This is a genomic window from Mesorhizobium sp. WSM4312 (assembly GCF_002294875.1).
Lineage (GTDB): Bacteria > Pseudomonadota > Alphaproteobacteria > Rhizobiales > Rhizobiaceae > Mesorhizobium.
Genome location: NZ_NSFU01000003.1, coordinates 84,615 through 101,001, shown reverse-complemented (window position 1 = coordinate 101,001; position 16,387 = coordinate 84,615). Strand labels below are relative to the sequence as shown.

The 16,387-nt window shown below is 63.6% G+C and carries 15 protein-coding genes; 5 read left to right on the top strand and 10 right to left on the bottom strand.

Going from position 1 to position 16,387, the window contains the following annotated elements; all coding sequences use genetic code 11:
- Positions 1–82 precede the first annotated feature (82 nt).
- On the top strand, positions 83–985 hold the full coding sequence (locus CK228_RS05745) for a phosphotransferase family protein (protein ID WP_095787200.1): 903 nt from the start codon (positions 83–85) through the stop codon (positions 983–985).
- Positions 986–1,013: 28 nt separating this feature from the next.
- Here CK228_RS05745 and CK228_RS05740 read toward each other — a convergent pair whose 3' ends face one another.
- The 3 genes from CK228_RS05740 to CK228_RS05730 all read right to left on the bottom strand — a co-directional run bounded on the left by CK228_RS05740 (position 1,014) and on the right by CK228_RS05730 (position 4,064).
- Entirely contained in the window at positions 1,014–1,487 is a 474-nt protein-coding gene (locus tag CK228_RS05740; protein ID WP_095787330.1) for a DUF805 domain-containing protein, read from the bottom strand.
- A 265-nt stretch (positions 1,488–1,752) separates the two neighbouring features.
- Complete coding sequence (locus tag CK228_RS05735) at positions 1,753–2,676, bottom strand: DMT family transporter (protein WP_095771710.1); 924 nt, start codon at positions 2,674–2,676, stop codon at positions 1,753–1,755.
- Between the two features lie 107 nt (positions 2,677–2,783).
- Entirely contained in the window at positions 2,784–4,064 is a 1,281-nt protein-coding gene (locus tag CK228_RS05730; RefSeq protein WP_095787199.1) for an amidohydrolase family protein, read from the bottom strand.
- 152 nt (positions 4,065–4,216) lie between these two features.
- Between CK228_RS05730 and CK228_RS05725 the strand changes: the two genes are divergently transcribed.
- A complete protein-coding gene (locus tag CK228_RS05725; protein ID WP_095787198.1) occupies positions 4,217–5,971 on the top strand; it encodes an ABC transporter ATP-binding protein in 1,755 nt (584 codons plus the stop codon).
- 163 nt (positions 5,972–6,134) lie between these two features.
- On the opposite strand, the gene ilvD is transcribed toward CK228_RS05725, so the two are convergent.
- On the bottom strand, positions 6,135–7,979 hold the full coding sequence (ilvD, locus tag CK228_RS05720) for a dihydroxy-acid dehydratase (RefSeq protein ID WP_095787197.1): 1,845 nt from the start codon (positions 7,977–7,979) through the stop codon (positions 6,135–6,137).
- Between the two features lie 267 nt (positions 7,980–8,246).
- Here ilvD and CK228_RS05715 point away from each other — a divergent pair, with 267 nt between their 5' ends.
- Entirely contained in the window at positions 8,247–8,717 is a 471-nt protein-coding gene (locus tag CK228_RS05715) for a VOC family protein (protein WP_095787196.1), read from the top strand.
- Between the two features lie 48 nt (positions 8,718–8,765).
- Here the strand turns inward: CK228_RS05715 and CK228_RS05710 are convergent, their stop codons facing one another.
- From CK228_RS05710 to CK228_RS05700, 3 genes are all read right to left on the bottom strand, one after another.
- Positions 8,766–10,358, bottom strand: a complete 1,593-nt coding sequence (locus tag CK228_RS05710; protein ID WP_095787195.1) for a peptide chain release factor 3 — start codon at positions 10,356–10,358, stop codon at positions 8,766–8,768.
- 100 nt (positions 10,359–10,458) lie between these two features.
- The gene (locus tag CK228_RS05705; RefSeq protein ID WP_095787194.1) at positions 10,459–11,388 is read right to left on the bottom strand and encodes a haloalkane dehalogenase; all 930 of its coding nucleotides are present in this window, start codon (positions 11,386–11,388) and stop codon (positions 10,459–10,461) included.
- Positions 11,385–11,981: a TetR/AcrR family transcriptional regulator gene (locus CK228_RS05700; protein ID WP_095787193.1), complete on the bottom strand. Its 597-nt coding sequence runs from the start codon at positions 11,979–11,981 to the stop codon at positions 11,385–11,387. The genes CK228_RS05705 and CK228_RS05700 overlap by 4 nt, the downstream gene beginning before the upstream one ends.
- A 128-nt stretch (positions 11,982–12,109) precedes the next feature.
- Here CK228_RS05700 and CK228_RS05695 point away from each other — a divergent pair, with 128 nt between their 5' ends.
- Positions 12,110–13,183: an FAD-binding oxidoreductase gene (locus CK228_RS05695; RefSeq protein WP_095787192.1), complete on the top strand. Its 1,074-nt coding sequence runs from the start codon at positions 12,110–12,112 to the stop codon at positions 13,181–13,183.
- On the opposite strand, the gene CK228_RS05690 is transcribed toward CK228_RS05695, so the two are convergent.
- From CK228_RS05690 to CK228_RS05680, 3 genes are all read right to left on the bottom strand, one after another.
- Entirely contained in the window at positions 13,177–14,550 is a 1,374-nt protein-coding gene (locus CK228_RS05690; RefSeq protein ID WP_095787191.1) for an amidase, read from the bottom strand. The two genes, CK228_RS05695 and CK228_RS05690, sit on opposite strands and share 7 nt — an antisense overlap.
- Before the next feature lie 179 nt (positions 14,551–14,729).
- The gene (locus CK228_RS05685) at positions 14,730–15,530 is read right to left on the bottom strand and encodes a class II glutamine amidotransferase (RefSeq protein WP_095787190.1); all 801 of its coding nucleotides are present in this window, start codon (positions 15,528–15,530) and stop codon (positions 14,730–14,732) included.
- A gap of 15 nt (positions 15,531–15,545) precedes the next feature.
- Positions 15,546–15,794, bottom strand: a complete 249-nt coding sequence (locus tag CK228_RS05680; protein ID WP_095787189.1) for a DUF6356 family protein — start codon at positions 15,792–15,794, stop codon at positions 15,546–15,548.
- 113 nt (positions 15,795–15,907) lie between these two features.
- On the opposite strand from CK228_RS05680, the gene CK228_RS05675 reads away from it, so the two are divergent.
- Entirely contained in the window at positions 15,908–16,378 is a 471-nt protein-coding gene (locus CK228_RS05675; RefSeq protein ID WP_095771948.1) for an Lrp/AsnC family transcriptional regulator, read from the top strand.
- Positions 16,379–16,387 lie beyond the last annotated feature (9 nt).

Below are 16,387 nucleotides of genomic sequence, written 5' to 3'. Positions count from 1 at the left end.
AGTTGCCTTTGATCGGATGATAGCCAAACGGCGAAAATTGTGGAACCGTTGCGGTGAGAAATAACGGCGTGGGGGCGCGGGCATGGTGACAGACGAAGCGCGGGCAAAGCTGGCCGCCATTCCCATGCTTGCCGGCTATACCGGGCCGCTGGAGCGGCTTGGCGGCCTCACCAATCTCGTCTTCAGGGCCGGCGATCTCTGCCTGCGCATTCCGGGCAAAGGCACTGCGGAATACATCAACCGCGCCAACGAAGCGGTGGCCGCGCGCGAGGCCGCTAAAGCCGGCGTCAGCCCGCAAGTGCTGCATGCCGACGCCGATACCGGCGTGATGGTGACGCGCTTCATCGCCGGCGCGCAGACCATGTCGCCGGAGAAATTCAGGGAGAGGCCGGGCAGCCCCGCCCGGGCCGGCGAAGCCTTCCGCAAGCTGCACGCGTCCGGTGCGGTGTTCCCCTTCCGCTTCGAACTATTTTCGATGATCGACGATTACCTCAAGGTGCTGTCGACCAAGGACGTCACCCTGCCTGCCGGCTATCACGACGTGGTGCGCGAGGCCGGCAGCGTGCGCTCGGCGCTGGCCGCTCATCCGCTCCCCCTCGTCGCCTGCCACTGCGATCCGCTGTGCGAGAACTTCCTGGATACGGGCGAGCGGATGTGGATCGTCGACTGGGAATATTCGGGGATGAACGACCCGCTCTGGGATCTCGGCGACCTCAGTGTGGAAGGCAAGTTCGATGCGGACCAGGACGAAGAGCTGATGCGCGCCTATTTCGGCGGCGAGGCGAGGCCGGCGGAACGCGGCCGCGTCGTCATCTACAAGGCGATGTGCGATCTGCTCTGGACGCTTTGGGGGTTGATCCAGCTTGCCACCGAAAATCCCGTCGACGATTTCCGCGCCTATGCCGACGGCCGCTTCGCCCGCTGCAAGGCGTTGATGGAGACGCCGGAGTTTTCAAGGCACTTGGCGGCTGTGCGTATGGGTTAAGGCAAATCCATATGGCAGGGGCTCCAGTCTACCTGAAAACCCTCTCTATTTCGGTCAAAGCCACCGTGTCGTCTGACTTTTTGCAATACCAAATGATCAGCGCGATGGTGCCGATAGGGAACAATCCCGCAAGGAGTTGATGCCAACCGCTTCTGTTGATGTCATGCAGCCGGCGAGCGGTCATGGCAAGGGTCGGCAGAAGGATGGCAAGATTCCAGATCGATGAGATGATTTCATTCTTCACAATGGCATCGACTATGACAAGAACGACGCCGACAATGAAAATGAAGAGATAGGAATACCAGAACTCCGAGCGGCTGGCCCTGCCGGAAAAATTCACATAATTTCGAAAGAAGCTTGAAACGGCTTCACCGAAATTCATCGAAGGCGGCATTTCTCCGAACCGGTTGGCACCGGCTGGCGCTGCTCTTAGAACAAACACCAGCGGCAAGCCGATCAGGATCAAAACGATCAGCCAATGCCATATGGAAAAACTTCCCATCATCACCCCTCTGCCGCAGTTTTCTTGAGTGTCGATCCTGCCTCTCCCAGGCAAGAATCAATCCCGTATTGCGCCCGAAAGACAACGTACACCGCAAAGTATCGATGTAAATATCGGATTTTCTGACCGGAAACTCCAACAATTCCGCATGATAGCCTTCCGCCGCTGGATGCGGAGCTTCGAAACGGCAGCCTGTGACGCGCCGTATGCTTTGTTTCGACGCAATCGCGGACGGAAAGCCTTCTTACACTTTCCTGGAACCGCCTTAATTCACGCCCTTCGGCACGTTTTCGGGCGGCACAGTGGTGTCGACCACCTTCTGGCGATGGAAAATGAACAGGCCCGCCAGCACGACGATGCCGGAGCCGATCAGGATGCGCGGACCGGGAACGTCGCCGAAGAACACCAGCCCGAACACCACCGCCCATAGGAGCAGCGTGTAGTGCAGTGGCGCCAGCGTCGAGGCCGGTGCCAGCTTGAGCGCCCGCGTGATCATCAGATGGGCGCTGCAGGAAACGATGCCGAGCAGCAGCATGGCGCCGAAATCGAGCGCCGAGGGGGTTTGCCAGGCGCCAATGGTCAGCACGCCGCCGACCAGCAGCGTGCCTATCGTCTGCCATGTCACCAGATTGGTGTCGCTGGTGCCGCGCAGCCGCCGGTTGAGGATGATGGCGAAGGCAAAGGCGATGCTGCCGGCAAGCGCGAAGCTCGACGACAACGAGAACGCGGCCGAGGAGGGCTTCAGCATGATCACCACGCCGCAGAAGCCGAGCAGGATCGCCACCCAGCGGCGCCAGCCGACCTTTTCGCCGAGCAGCAGGTGCGAGAGCGCCGCGACATAGATCGGCCCCGCCATGTAGAAACTCATGACGTCGGCAAGCGGCAGATAGACGACCGCGGCATAGAAGAGTGCGGTGTCGAGCGTGGTCATGACGACACGCAAGATCTGCAGTTCAGGGCGTTCCATGCGAAACAGCCTGGCGGTGCCCTGATGCGCGATCATCGGCCCGAGAACGAAGAAGGCGCCGATGGACCGGATCAGAACCACCTGGCCGACGGAGAAGCTGGCGACCAGCCACTTGCCCATCGCATCGTTCAGCGCAAACAGGAAGTCGCCGGCCAGCATCAGCAGAATGCCGGCCAGAAGCACGTTCCTGATTGTGGAATTCTGCGCAACGGGTTGCGTCATGTCGATCCCGATTCCTCCCTCGCTCAAGTCGCGTCGTAGACGGAAGCGGCGGCTTTGACGAGAGGAATCCGGGAAATCGCCAGATCAGGACCGGGAATCGGCTGGGCCTACGTGGCTTTGTGCCTGCGGTTGACCAATGCCGGCCTGCCCGGGATGGAAAGCCTTGTATCCTGCCGCGTCCGTTGCGCCACCACCTTGCCGCTGGCGATGACGCAGATGCGCTCGGCGCGCAGGCGCAGGGCCTCGATCGGATTGCCGGCGTCGAGGACGACGAGGCTGGCGCGCTTGCCGACGGCGAGGCCGAGATGGTCCAGACCCATGATGGCGGCGTTGACGTTGGTGACCATGTCGAAGCAGCGCGCCATGTCGGCCGGGCTCGACATCTGCGCGACGTGCAGGCCCATGAAGGCGACGTCGAGCATGTCGGCGGTGCCCAGCGAGTACCAGGGATCGAGCACGCAATCCTGACCCCAGCCGACACGGATGCCGAGCGCCTGCATCTCCTTGACCCGGGTCAGGCCGCGGCGCTTTGGAAATGTGTCGTGGCGGCCCTGAAGCATGATGTTGATCAGCGGATTGGGGATAGCTGAAACGCCGGCCTCGGCGATCAGCGGCAGAAGCTTCGAGACATAGTAATTGTCCATCGAATGCATGGAGGTGAGGTGCGAGCCGGCCACCTTGCCCTGCAGGCCAAGGCGCTGCGTTTCATAAGCCAGTTGCTCGATGTGGCGCGACAGTGGGTCGTCGGTCTCGTCGCAATGCAGGTCGACCATCAGGCCACGTTTGGCCGCGATCTCGCACAGTTCTGTCACCGAGCGCGTGCCGTCTGCCATGCTGCGTTCGAAATGCGGAATGCCGCCGACGATGTCGACGCCCATGTCCAGCGCACGGATGGTGTTTTCACGCGCCTTCGGCGAGCGGTAGAAACCGTCCTGCGGAAAGGCCACGAGTTGCAGGTCGATGTAGGGCGCGATCGTTTTCTTGACGTCGAGCAGGGCCTCGACCGCCAGCAGCCTGTCGTCGCAGACGTCGACATGGGTGCGGATGGCGAGCAGGCCCATCGACACCGCCCAGTCGCAATAGGCGAGCGCCCGGTCGCGCACCGCCTCATGCGTCAAAAGCGGCTTCAGCTCACCCCATAGCGCAATGCCTTCCAAGAGCGTGCCCGAGGCGTTGATGCGCGGAATGCCGTAGGACAGCGTGGCATCCATATGGAAATGCGGATCGACAAAGGGGGGCGAGACCAGATTCCCGCGACCATCGACCTCGGCCCGGGCGGAACCCTGCAATTTGGGCTCGATCGCGGCGATCGTCTCGCCGCTGATGCCGATATCGGCAATCCTGCTATCCGGCAGCGTGCCGCCACGAACGATAAGGTCGAAATCCATCTGTCGTCATCTCGCCTGAAGAATCACTTTGCCATCGTGTCGCAAAAGACAGCATGACGCAGTGGTTTCTTTCCAGAAGCCGCCAATGGTTCCATCCGGCGACAACTCCCTCTATAAGCCGCCTTCGTCATTGCGCCACCAAGGATCAGCCTTTGTTTCGTTTCTTCCGCTCGACGGAAAACCAGCGCCTCGTCGCAAGGCTGGTCAAGGAATCGTTCCGGGAGCATATGTTCGGATATGGCGCGGCCATTCTTTCGATGCTGGTGGTGGCCGGCATGACCGCCGCCAGCGCCTGGATCCTGCGCGAAATCACCAATGAATTCGTGATCGACAAGCGGGTCGACCGCGTCAACATGATTGCCGTGGCGGTCGCCGGGATCTTCATCCTCAAGGGCCTCGCCAATTTCGTCCAGGCTTATTTCATGAGCCGGGTCGGCAATGCCATCATCGCCGACCGGCAGCGCAAGATCTACGACCGCATCCTGGCGCAAGGCATCGAATTCTACCATTCGACCTCGTCATCCGACCTGATCACCCGCATGACCAACAATGCCCAGGCGGCACGCAACGTGCTCGACCTGATCGTCACCTCCTATGTGCGCGATCTGGTGACCCTGCTTGCCTTGGTTGGTGTCATGGTCTGGCAGCAGCCGGTGCTGTCGCTGATCTGCTTCGTCGCCGGGCCTGTGGCCATCTATGGCGTCAACCGCATCCTGAAGCGTGTGCGCAAGTTCGCCGCCATGGAGTTCCGCTCGGTTGGCCAGATCGTTCAGGTGATGCAAGAAACCGCTATCGGCGTGCGCGTGGTCAAATCCTTCAACCTCGAAAGCTTGATGCGCAAGCGCATGTACAAAGCGGTGGCAGACGTCGAGGATCGGGCCAACAACATTGCCGCGCTGGAGGCGGTGACCAGCCCGGTGATGGAGACGCTGGCAGGGCTGGCGATCGCCGGCGCCGTCATGGTCAGCGGCCTCCTGGTTCTGCAGGGCGGCCAGATGCCCGGCAACATCATGGCGTTCATCGCGGCGCTGCTGCTCGCCTATGAACCGGCAAAGCGCCTGGCGCGCGTGCGCATCTCACTGGAAAGCGGCATTGTCGGCGTGCGCATGATGTTCCAGCTCGCCGACGAGCCGCTGACACTGGCCGAGAAGCCCGATGCAAAGCCGCTTCGGGCCGGACCGGGCGAGATCCAGTTCGACGCCGTCAGCTTCGCCTACCAGAATGGGCCGCCAGTGCTCGACCGGTTCGACCTCACCCTTGAGCCGGGAAAGATGACGGCGCTGGTCGGGCCCTCCGGCGGCGGCAAGTCGACGATCCTGAACCTGATCATGCGCATGTATGACCCGAAGAACGGCAAGGTGCTGCTCGATGGCCAGGACATTTCGCATGCCACCCTCGCCTCGCTGCGGGAAAAGATCGCCTATGTCAGCCAGGACACGTTCCTGTTTGCCGGCACCATCATGCACAACATCCGGCTCGGGCGGCAGGACGCGACCGATGACGAGGTGATCGCCGCCGCCAAGGCCGCCAACGCGCATGACTTCATTGTGGCGCAGGCGAAGGGCTACGAGACCGATGTCGGTGAGAATGGCGGCCTCTTGTCGGGCGGCCAGCGCCAACGCATCTCGATCGCGCGTGCCATGCTGCGCAACGCCGAAATCCTGCTGCTGGACGAGGCGACCAGCGCGCTCGACGCCGAATCCGAAGCGCTGTTCCGCGACGCGCTGCAGCAGCTGACCGAAGGTCGCACGACGATCGTCATCGCGCACCGCCTGTCGACCGTGCACCAGGCCGACACGATCGTGGTGCTGGAAGGCGGCAAGGTGGTCGAGAGCGGGCCGCATCGTGCCCTGCTCACGCAGGGCGGGCTTTACCAGAAGCTCTATGAATATCAGCTGATGCCGTGAGGATTCTTCCTTCTCCCCGTGTGGGAGAAGGTGGATCGGCGCGTCAGCGCCGAGACGGATGAGGGGTGTTCCAGCGGAGTGAGACGTTGGCGTTCCCTGGAACACCCCTCATCCGTCGCCTTCGGCGACACCTTCTCCCACAAGGGGAGAAGGAAGAAACGTGCTATTCCGGCACTTTCCGCACGGCGCCCTTGTCGGCGCTGGTGGCGAAGGCGGCGTAGGCGCGCAGCGCAGTCGTCACCTTGCGCTTACGCTTTTCCTCCGGCTTCCAGGCCAGGGCGCCCTTGGCTTCCATCGCCGCCCGGCGCGCTTCAAGTTCGGCGTCGCTGACAGCGAGGCGGATGGTGCGGTTGGGGATGTCGATCTCGATCGTGTCGCCTTCCTGCACCAGTCCGATCGTGCCGCCTTCGGCGGCTTCCGGCGAGGCATGACCGATCGACAGGCCCGACGTGCCGCCGGAGAAGCGGCCGTCGGTGACCAGCGCGCAGGCCTTGCCGAGGCCCTTCGACTTCAGATAGCTGGTCGGGTAGAGCATCTCCTGCATGCCGGGGCCGCCACGCGGGCCCTCATAGCGGATGACGACGACATCGCCGGCCTTGATCTCGTTGGACAGGATGGCCTTGACCGAAGCATCCTGGCTTTCGAACACCCGCGCCGGGCCGGTGAACTTCAGGATCGACTCGTCGACGCCGGCCGTCTTCACGATGCAGCCGTCGAGCGCCAGATTGCCTTTCAGCACGGCAAGACCGCCATCTTTCGAGAATGGCGTTTCCGCCGAACGGATGACACCCTTTTCACGATCGAGATCGAGCTCCTCCCAGCGGCGGTCCTGGCTGAAGGCGACCTGGGTCGGCACGCCGCCGGGGGCGGCGAGGAAGAAGTCGCGGACATTCTGGCTGGAGGTGCGGGAAATATCCCAATGGTCGAGCGCCTCGCCGAGGCTTGATGTGTGCACGGTCGGCAGGTCGCGGTTGATCAGCCCGGCATTATCGAGCTGGCCGAGGATGGCCATGATGCCGCCGGCGCGATGAACGTCTTCCATGTGGACGTCGGACTTGGCCGGCGCCACCTTGCAGAGCACCGGAACCCGCCGCGACAGCCGGTCGATATCCTCCATCGTGAAGTCGACCTCGCCCTCATGGGCGGCGGCCAGGATGTGCAGCACGGTGTTGGTCGAGCCGCCCATGGCGATGTCGAGCGTCATGGCGTTTTCGAAGGCGCCTTTCGAGGCAATGGTGCGCGGCAGTGCCGTTTCGTCATCCTGCTCGTAATAGCGCTGGGCCAGATCGACGACGAGATGGCCGGCCTCGACGAACAGCCGCTTGCGGTCGGCATGCGTGGCCAGCGTCGAGCCGTTGCCCGGCAGCGACAGGCCGAGCGCCTCGGTCAGGCAGTTCATCGAATTGGCGGTGAACATGCCCGAGCAGGAGCCGCAGGTCGGACAGGCCGAGCGCTCGATGACCTTGACGTCCTCGTCGGAGATTTTGTCGTCGGCGGCCGCGACCATGGCGTCGACCAGGTCGAGCGCCTGGGTCTTGCCGGCCAGCACCACCTTGCCGGCTTCCATCGGCCCGCCGGAGACGAAGACGGTCGGAATGTTGAGGCGCAGCGAGGCCATCAGCATGCCGGGGGTGATCTTGTCGCAATTGGAGATGCAGACCATGGCGTCGGCGCAGTGGGCGTTGACCATGTATTCGACGGAGTCGGCGATCAGCTCGCGCGACGGCAGCGAATAGAGCATGCCGTCATGGCCCATGGCGATGCCGTCATCCACGGCGATGGTGTTGAATTCCTTGGCGACGCCGCCAGCCTTCTCGATCTCGCGTGCCACCAGTTGGCCGAGGTCCTTCAAATGCACATGGCCCGGCACGAACTGGGTGAAGGAATTGACCACCGCGATAATCGGCTTGCCGAAATCCGAATCCTTCATGCCGGTGGCGCGCCACAGGCCGCGGGCGCCGGCCATGTTGCGGCCATGGGTGGTGGTGCGGGAGCGATAGGCAGGCATGTTTTTTCCTTGGTGGCTGGCCGCAGCCCGGGAACGACGCGGCGGAGCTGAATTCGGATCGCTGGCTTTATAGACGCGCAAGTATGGTCTGGCCACATTTTTGCAATGCGCCAGAGTCTCCCGAAAAACGCGAGCTCCCGAAAGAAATTACATGCGGCTGTCGGATCGCGTCGCGCAGGACCGTCCTTGGGCGGACGGTACGGAGATGGCACCATTCTCGGAGTCAACCGTTTCATCGTAACAGCAAAAGCAACCGAGGAGCACGACATGCAAAAGATCACCACCTGCCTGTGGTTCGACGACCAAGCCGAAGAGGCGATGAATTTCTACGTCTCCATCTTCAAGAATTCGAAGGTGCTGAGCGTGATGCGTTGGCCCGAAGGCCACGCCGATGAAGGCAAAGTGCTGGTGACCACGTTCGAGCTCGACGGCGTGCAGTTCCAGGCGCTGAACGGCGGACCGCAATTCAAGTTCAACGAAGCGATGTCACAGTCGATCGACTGCAAGACACAGGAAGAGGTGGATTATTTCTGGGACAAGCTCATCGAAGGCGGCGGCGAACCATCGCAATGCAGCTGGCTGAAGGACAAGTTCGGCGTTTCCTGGCAGGTCGTGCCGGAACAGCTGCCGCGCCTGCTCGGGGATGCGGACCGGGCCAAGGCCGGCCGGGTGATGGATGCGATGATGCAGATGGGCAAGATCGACATCGCCAAGCTGGAAGAGGCGGCGAAAGGGTGAGAGCCGTGATCTTCCCTTCTGCCCAAGGGGGAGAAGGGAAACTGGCGCTCAAGCCGCCTTGTCGCGGACCTGATAGTCCTTGATCGTGGCGAAGCGGATCGCTTTCCAGCGCTCGGCTTCGTAGTTCAGCGAGAAAGCGTGCTGGGCCAGAAATACCGGGTCGTTGTCGAGGTCCCTGGCGATGTCGCCGCGATGCGCCTCGATGAAGCGAAGCGTCTCGGCCTTGTCGTCGGCCGAGATCCAGCGGCAGACGGAAAAGCGCGACATTTCGAATTCGACCGGCAGCGTGTATTCGAAGTTCAGCCGCTCCTTCAGCACATCGAGCTGCAGGGCGCCGACGACGCCGACGATGGCCGGTGAGCCATCCTCGGGCGAGAACAGCTGCACGACGCCTTCCTCGGCCATCTGGTGCAGCGCTTCCTTGAGTTTCTTGGCCTTCATGGCGTCGCCGAGGCGCACGCGGCGCAGGATTTCCGGGGCGAAGTTCGGCACGCCCCTGAAAAGAATCTCCTCGCCCTCGGTCAGCGTGTCGCCGATGCGCAGCGTGCCATGGTTGGGAATGCCGACGACGTCGCCGGCAAAGGCTTCATCCGCCGTGACGCGGGTGCGGGCGAAGAAGAACTGCGGCGCCGACAGGCTCATCGGCTTGCCCGTTCGCACCAGCTTGGCTTTCATGCCGCGCTCGAGCTTGCCCGAGCAGACGCGCACGAAAGCGATACGGTCGCGGTGGTTGGGATCCATGTTGGCCTGGATCTTGAAGACGAAGGCGGTCATCTTGTCCTCGGTCGCCTCGACCTTGCGGGTGTCGGCCTCCTGCGCGCGCGGCGGAGGCCCGAAGGCGCCGAGCGCCTCGATCAGGTCGCGCACGCCATAATTGCGCAGCGCCGAGCCGAAATAGACCGGCGTCAGATGGCCCTCGCGAAAGGCGTCGATGTCGAGCGGCCGGCAGGCTTCGCGCGCGAGCTCCAGTTCCTCGATGAAGGCCTCGCGCTCGTTTTCCGGCAGCAGCCCGGCGACGCGGTTGGAATCGGGACCGTTCACTGGCGTGCGTTCCTTCTCGTCGTCGCCCTTGCGCACCGCGTTCAACGCCAGGTGATAGGTGCCGGAAAACGTCCTGCCGCGGCCGATCGGCCAGGTGATGGGTGCGGTATCCAGCGCCAGCTTCTGCTCGATCTCGTCCAGAATCTCGAACGGATCGCGGCTTTCGCGGTCCATCTTGTTGACGAAGGTGATGATCGGGATGTCGCGCAGCCGGCAGACTTCGAACAGCTTCAGCGTGCGCGGCTCGATGCCCTTGGCGGCGTCGATGACCATGACGGCCGAGTCGACCGCCGACAGCGTGCGGTAGGTGTCGTCCGCGAAATCCTCGTGGCCGGGCGTGTCGAGCAGGTTGAAGACGTTGTCTTCATACTCGAAGGTCATCACCGATGTGACGACCGAAATGCCGCGCTCGCGCTCGATCTTCATCCAGTCGGAGCGCGTCTGGATCTTGTCCTTCTTGGCCTTGACCTCGCCGGCAAGCTGGATGGCGCCGCCGAACAGCAGCAGCTTTTCGGTGAGCGTCGTCTTGCCGGCGTCGGGGTGCGCGATGATCGCGAAGGTGCGGCGGCGCGCCACTTCCTCTGGTATTGTTTCGGGCATTCTCTGGGATTTCCGTGTGACAGGCCGGGCTTCTAGCAGCGTAGTGCCGGGCTGTCGACCGGTCCGGCGGCGCGGACGCCGCCGGATGCCATGGCTTGCCTCAGGCCAACTCGCCCATCCGGTTCGCCAAAACCACCTCCGGAAGCCAGCTGGCGATAGCGCCGCCAATCGCGTCGGCATGATCCTCCTGAAGATAGTGCGCACCAGGCCCGAGATCGATGAAACCGCAGTTCTTCAAACCGGCCGCGAATTCGCGCGCGGCCTGCGGCCCGATCAGCGCGCCCGGATCACCCGCGAACAGCAGTTTCGGATAGGTGGACAGCCGCAGCGCGCGATGGTCGTGCGCGCTGATGGCGGCGACGTCGGCGGGCTGGCCTTCGATGGGCATTTCCCGGGGCAGGCGCAACACCGGCCTGCGCGATTGCGGCGTCGGGAACGGCGCCCGATAGGCGGCCATTTCCTCGTCGCTCATCGTGCGCAGCACCGAGGCCGGCAGCACTTTCTCGACGAAGACATTGTCCTCCAGAACCAGCTTTTCGCCGACGCCGGGCGCGCGGAGCGCCTTGAACATTTCGCGGGCTTGCGGGCGCTGGTGAAAATCCTCCCAGCGCTCGAAGGGCCGGATGAATTCCATGAAGGCAAGGCCGAGGATGCGCTGCGGCCGCCTTGCCGCGAGATGGAAGGCAAGTGCCGTGCCCCAATCCTGCGCGACCAGCACCACATCGCTGATGTCGAGGGCGTCGAGGAAGGCATCGAGATAGCGGACCTGGTCGAAGAAGCGATAGTCGATATCGGGCTTGCCGGACTGGCCATAGCCGATCAGGTCGGGCGCGATGCAGCGGCCGAACGGCGCGACATGCGGGATGATGTTGCGCCAGATATGGGACGAGGTCGGGTTGCCGTGCAGGAACAGCACGGTCGGGCCGGACGCTCCCGCCTCGACATAGGACATGGTCGAATCGAGTACGGGAATCTGCAAGCGTTTCGGCGCGGTGGCGACGGGCTGAGGCGGGTTGGCTTTCGAACTCATGGGATCGGCTCCTTTGCAAACACTGTGCTGAAGATGACTTTCTTGAACCGCTCGAGCGGTTCGGGGCTGCGCTCGACCTTCATGCGCAGCATGGCGCCCTGCCAGGACGACAGCAGGAAGTCGGCGAGGTCCTCGGCCTCGAAGGTCTTGGCGATGTCGCCGGCCGCCTGGCCTTCGGCGATGCAGACGGCGAATGGCTGGCGCCAGCGCTCGAAGATGGCGACGAGTTGCAAGCGCAACGGCTCGCTGTGCACGGCTGTCTCGAGGCTGAGATTGCCGATCATGCAGCCGCGCGCCCAGTCATGCGCCTCGAGCTTCGAGGTGATGACGTCGAGGTAGCGGTGCAGCCTGCCTGTGGGCGGCGTGCCGTCCTGCGCCAGCGCAGCCTCGACCAGCCCGCTGACATAGGTGAAGTAGCGGTCCAGCACCTCGCCGACGAACGCCTCCTTGGAGGCGAAATGATTGGTGAAGGATCCCGGCCGCGCGTCGGCGGCGGCAACGATGTCTCGCACGCCGGCGGCGGCATAGCCTGAATTCCAGATGGTCTGGAAACCGGCGTCGAGAAGTTTTTCGCGGAGTGATTGTCTAGCCATCGTCAAATAATACGTACGTACGTATTGATGTCAAGCACATATTTTTGCCGATGTCCGATGTTGGCAAGTGACGAACGGGATGGCACTGCAAGAGCGTCCTCGGCGGACAACCAGGTAAAGGAGCGAACATGGCTGCGGCGAAACAAGTGATCGTCATCGGCGCCGGCATCATCGGCGCCTCGATCGCCTGGCATCTGACCAGGGCAGGCGCGCAGGTCACGGTCGTTTCCGAAAGCGGCGCGGGTGGCGTGGCGACGCCCAATTCCTTTGCCTGGATCAACGCCAGCTGGGGTAACCCCGAAATCTATTTCCGGCTACGCACCCGCGCCATGGCCGAGTGGAGGCGACTGGCGAACGAACTGCCTGGGCTGCCGCTCGCCTGGTGCGGCGGGCTGTGCTGGGACCTGCCGGCCGACCGGCTCGAAGCCTACGCGGCCGAACATTCTTCATGGGGCTACGGCATCGAACGCGTTGGCCGCGAGCGGGCGGCGCAAATCGAACCCAACCTCGTCGAGCCTCCTGAATTCGCTGTTCATGTCGCGGAGGAAGGCGTGGCCGAGCCGGTCGCGACGGCCAGGGCCTTGCTGGCGGATGCCGGACGGCATGGCGCGCGGGTCATTGCCAGCACGGTCTCGGCGCTGGCCCAGACCAACGGCAGGACGACCGGCGTGGACACATCGCATGGGCTGATTGCCGCCGACGAAGTGGTGATCGCCGCTGGCGTCGGCTCGCCCGACATTGCCGCGACGGCCGGCATCAAGCTGCCGATCGAAACGCCGCCTGGCCTGATCGTCCATTCGCGGCCTTACAAGAAGCTGCTCAACGGTCTGGTGCACGTCGAGAGACTGCATATGCGCCAGACGGCGGAGGGCCGCATCATCGCCGGCTCGGATTTCGCCGGCGGCGATCCCGGCCAAAACCCCGAAGCGACGGCGCGCGACCTGTTCGCGGTGACGAAGGCGGCATTGCGCGGCGCCGAAGGGCTGGAGCTCGATTTCCACACCATCGGCTACCGTCCGCATCCGATCGATGGCTTTCCGATCATCGGCCGCGCCGAGGGCATGGACGGGCTCTATGTCGCGGTGATGCATTCGGGCATCACGCTGGCGCCGGCCGTCGGCCTGTTTGCGACCCGGGAAATCCTCGACGGCGAGCGCGACCCGCTGCTGGCCCCCTATGGGCTGTCGCGCTTTGCTCAATAAGCCGGCGGGCGGCGAAAGCCACGGGTAAGCGGTTCGATGGCAGCCGCGACACCAAGCAGCCGCGCCTCCGACCAGCATTTGCCGATCAATTGCAGACCGATCGGCAGGCCGTCGCGATCTTCTCCGCACGGCATCGAAAGTGCCGGATGGCCGCTGTAGTTGAAGACGGCGCCATAGGCCGGCAGCATCCAGTAGTCTTGATCCTTGCCATCGATCCTGATCGGCGTGCCCGGCTCGCAATGCGGAAAGGCCGTGGTCATCGCGACCGGGCAGAGCAGCGCGTCCCAGTCGTCAAAGAACCGGTCCCAAGCGAGAATGGATCGGTCGCGGCGGGCAAGCGCCTCGAACCAGCGCGAGACTGACGTCGGCCGCTCCGGCGGCTCCGGCTGCGCGGCCTCCATCATCATGCCGATAAGAGCGCCGCCCTGTGCGAGATCGTCGTGCAGGTCGAACTCGGGCAGCTTCGCCTGCTCCACGATGGCCCCCGCCGATTGCAGCTGCCTTGCTAGATTTTCGACCGCGGCGCCGATAGCGCCGGCCACCGGGAAGCCGGGCAAGGACGGCGCGAAGGCAATGCGCAGGGTCTTCAGGCTGAACTTCGGCGTGATCTCGACCGGCACCGGCGCCAGATCGGTGTCACGCCCGTCCGGCCCGGCGATGATTCGGTGAATCAGCGACAGATCGTCCACGCAGCGCGCCAGCGGACCGAGGCAAGACATCAGCCGCACGCTGCGCGCGGCATTGCCAGGATTTGGAAAGGCGCCGGCCAGCGAGACGCGGTGTTCGGTCGGCTTCAGGCCGTAGACGCCACAGAAGGCGGCCGGCAGCCGGATGGAATCCTGCATGTCCGTGCCGACATCGAACGGCGTCATGCCGGCCGCCACCGCCGCCGCGGCGCCGCCGCTGGAGCCGCCCGCCGTGCGCTCAAGGTTCCATGGATTGCACGTGCGCCCGAACAGCGGATTGTTCGACTGCCAGTCCGACAGCATGGTGGCGACATTGGTCCTGGCCATCAGCACACCGCCGGCCGCCCTCAGTCTCGCAACGACCGGGCTGTCACGGCTCGCGACATAGTCGGCGAAGGGCGGGAAGCCCACCGTGGTTTTCATGCCGATGGTTTCGTGCATGTCCTTCAGCGTGAAGGGAACGCCATGCAACGGCCCGGGTGTGGCCCCGCGCGCAAGTGCCGCGTCGGCCTTCCCGGCGCGTTCGTACGCTCCCTCCCGGTCGAGCGAGATGACGGCGTTGACGCCTTCATTGTGCCGGTCGATCTGCGCCAGATGGGCGTCGAGGGCTTCGACGGCGGAGATTTTGCGACGAGCGATGGCGGCGGCGAGTTCGACGGTTGAGGAGAAAACGATGTCCATGGCGAATGCTCCGGCTTGGCCGCGCTCATCAGATCAAGATGGCGGAGAGCGGCGCGGCTTCAAGCAGAGTTGAGCATTCGCGGCCTAGTGGTGTTTGATCGAAATTGCGCCGACCGTCCGTTGAGGTCTGCGCTCTACGGCGCCCCCTGTCCTGCGGCGGTGCCGACTTAGAGAAGGATTTACCCGACCAAGGCCAACTTCGCCGCCGTCGGGGCAAAGGGCCGAATGCTGATCCCGTCCCCAGTCATGGTGACGAAACTCGACGGCGGGATCGCCTGCCAGTCACCGCCCTCGCGATCGAAAGGTTCGGAGACGATGCAGCGGCCGCCGCCTTTGCGCAAGGAGGAGGTGTAGAGCGTCGGCGCATGGGCGTCGGTGGCATAGCGCACAGCGTGCAGCGCCTGCCCGTCCGAGAAGGCGGCGGTGAGTTTCAGTGCAGGTTCGAGGCCGGCCCGGCGCGAGGCTTCGAGCACGCGGGCAGTGGCGCGCGAGACCGCGCCTTGCGGGTCGCCGGCCAAGCCCTCGTCGATCATCAGGAGAAAGAACAATTCGGAATCGGTGGTGCCTTCGCGCTGGTCGAAGACGGCGTCGGACAGCGAATTCTCCAGCGCGCGGCGGATTTTCTCGAAGCCGCCGATCTGGCCATTGTGCATGAACGACCAGGAACCGGAGATGAAGGGATGGCAGTTCATGCGGCTGGTGGCGCCGCCGGTCGAGGCCCGCACATGGGCGAGGAACAGGCCGGATTTGATCTGCCGGCACAGGCTCTTCAGATTGGGATCGGACCAGGCCGGCAGGATGTCGCGGTAGAGGCCGGGCTCCGGCCGGTCGCCATACCAGGCGAGGCCGAAACCGTCGCCATTGGTCGGCGACTTGGCCTCCTGGGCGCAATGGCTCTGGGCGATCAGCGAGTGGCAGGGCGCCGTGAGAATGTCTTCAAGAAAGACCGCTTCCCCGAGATAGGCCGCCCACCGGCACATCGCTTCTGTCGTCCTCTAGGCGCGATCCATGAGAGCCGCCGGCTCCTTGGTCGCGTGTGTGCCTCTGTTGTGCGTCCGTTCGTAAAGCTCGCGGACGATTCGGCTGGCGGTAGTCTCGAAGAGAAATGGCAAGAAAGCGTGAACGAGGGCGGCGCCGGCCGCCAGCAGCAGGCGCGAGGAGAACCAGGCGGCAAAGGCCATATGGCCGAAATAGGTTTCGCCGACCTTGGCGGGATGGGAAGTGAAGATCCTTGCAACCGACATTGAGGTCCCCTTCAGCGCTTGCGTTCAGATATGAGTATCCTGACACGCTTCGCCGGTTCATCGGTCTCAAAATGTCCTTGTATTTTGTCACTCTGTGGGACACACATCCCAACATGGCGCTGGATATCGATGAAATAGACCGAAAACTGCTTACCGAATTGCAACGCGACGGCACGCTGTCGGTCGACCAGCTGTCGGAACGGGTGGCATTGTCGCGCAATGCCTGCTGGCGGCGCGTCAAGCGGCTGGAGGAGGATGGCGTCATCACCGGCCGCGTGGCGCTGGTCGATGCCGACAAGCTCGGGCTTGGCCTTTCGGTGTTCATCCTGGTCCGTACGTCCAACCATGATCCCGACTGGTTGCAAAAGTTTCGGGCGGCGGTGACCAGCCTTCCCGAGATCACCGGCGTCTATCGCATGTCCGGCGACCTCGACTATGTCCTGCGTGCCCGCGTTGCCGACGTGAAGGCTTACGACCGGCTCTACCAGCGGCTGATCGCCAAGGTGGCGCTGTCCGATGTGTCCGCCTCCTTCGTCATGGAGGAAATCAAGGAGACGACGGTTGTTCCAATGGAAGTGCGCTAAAGCGTGCTC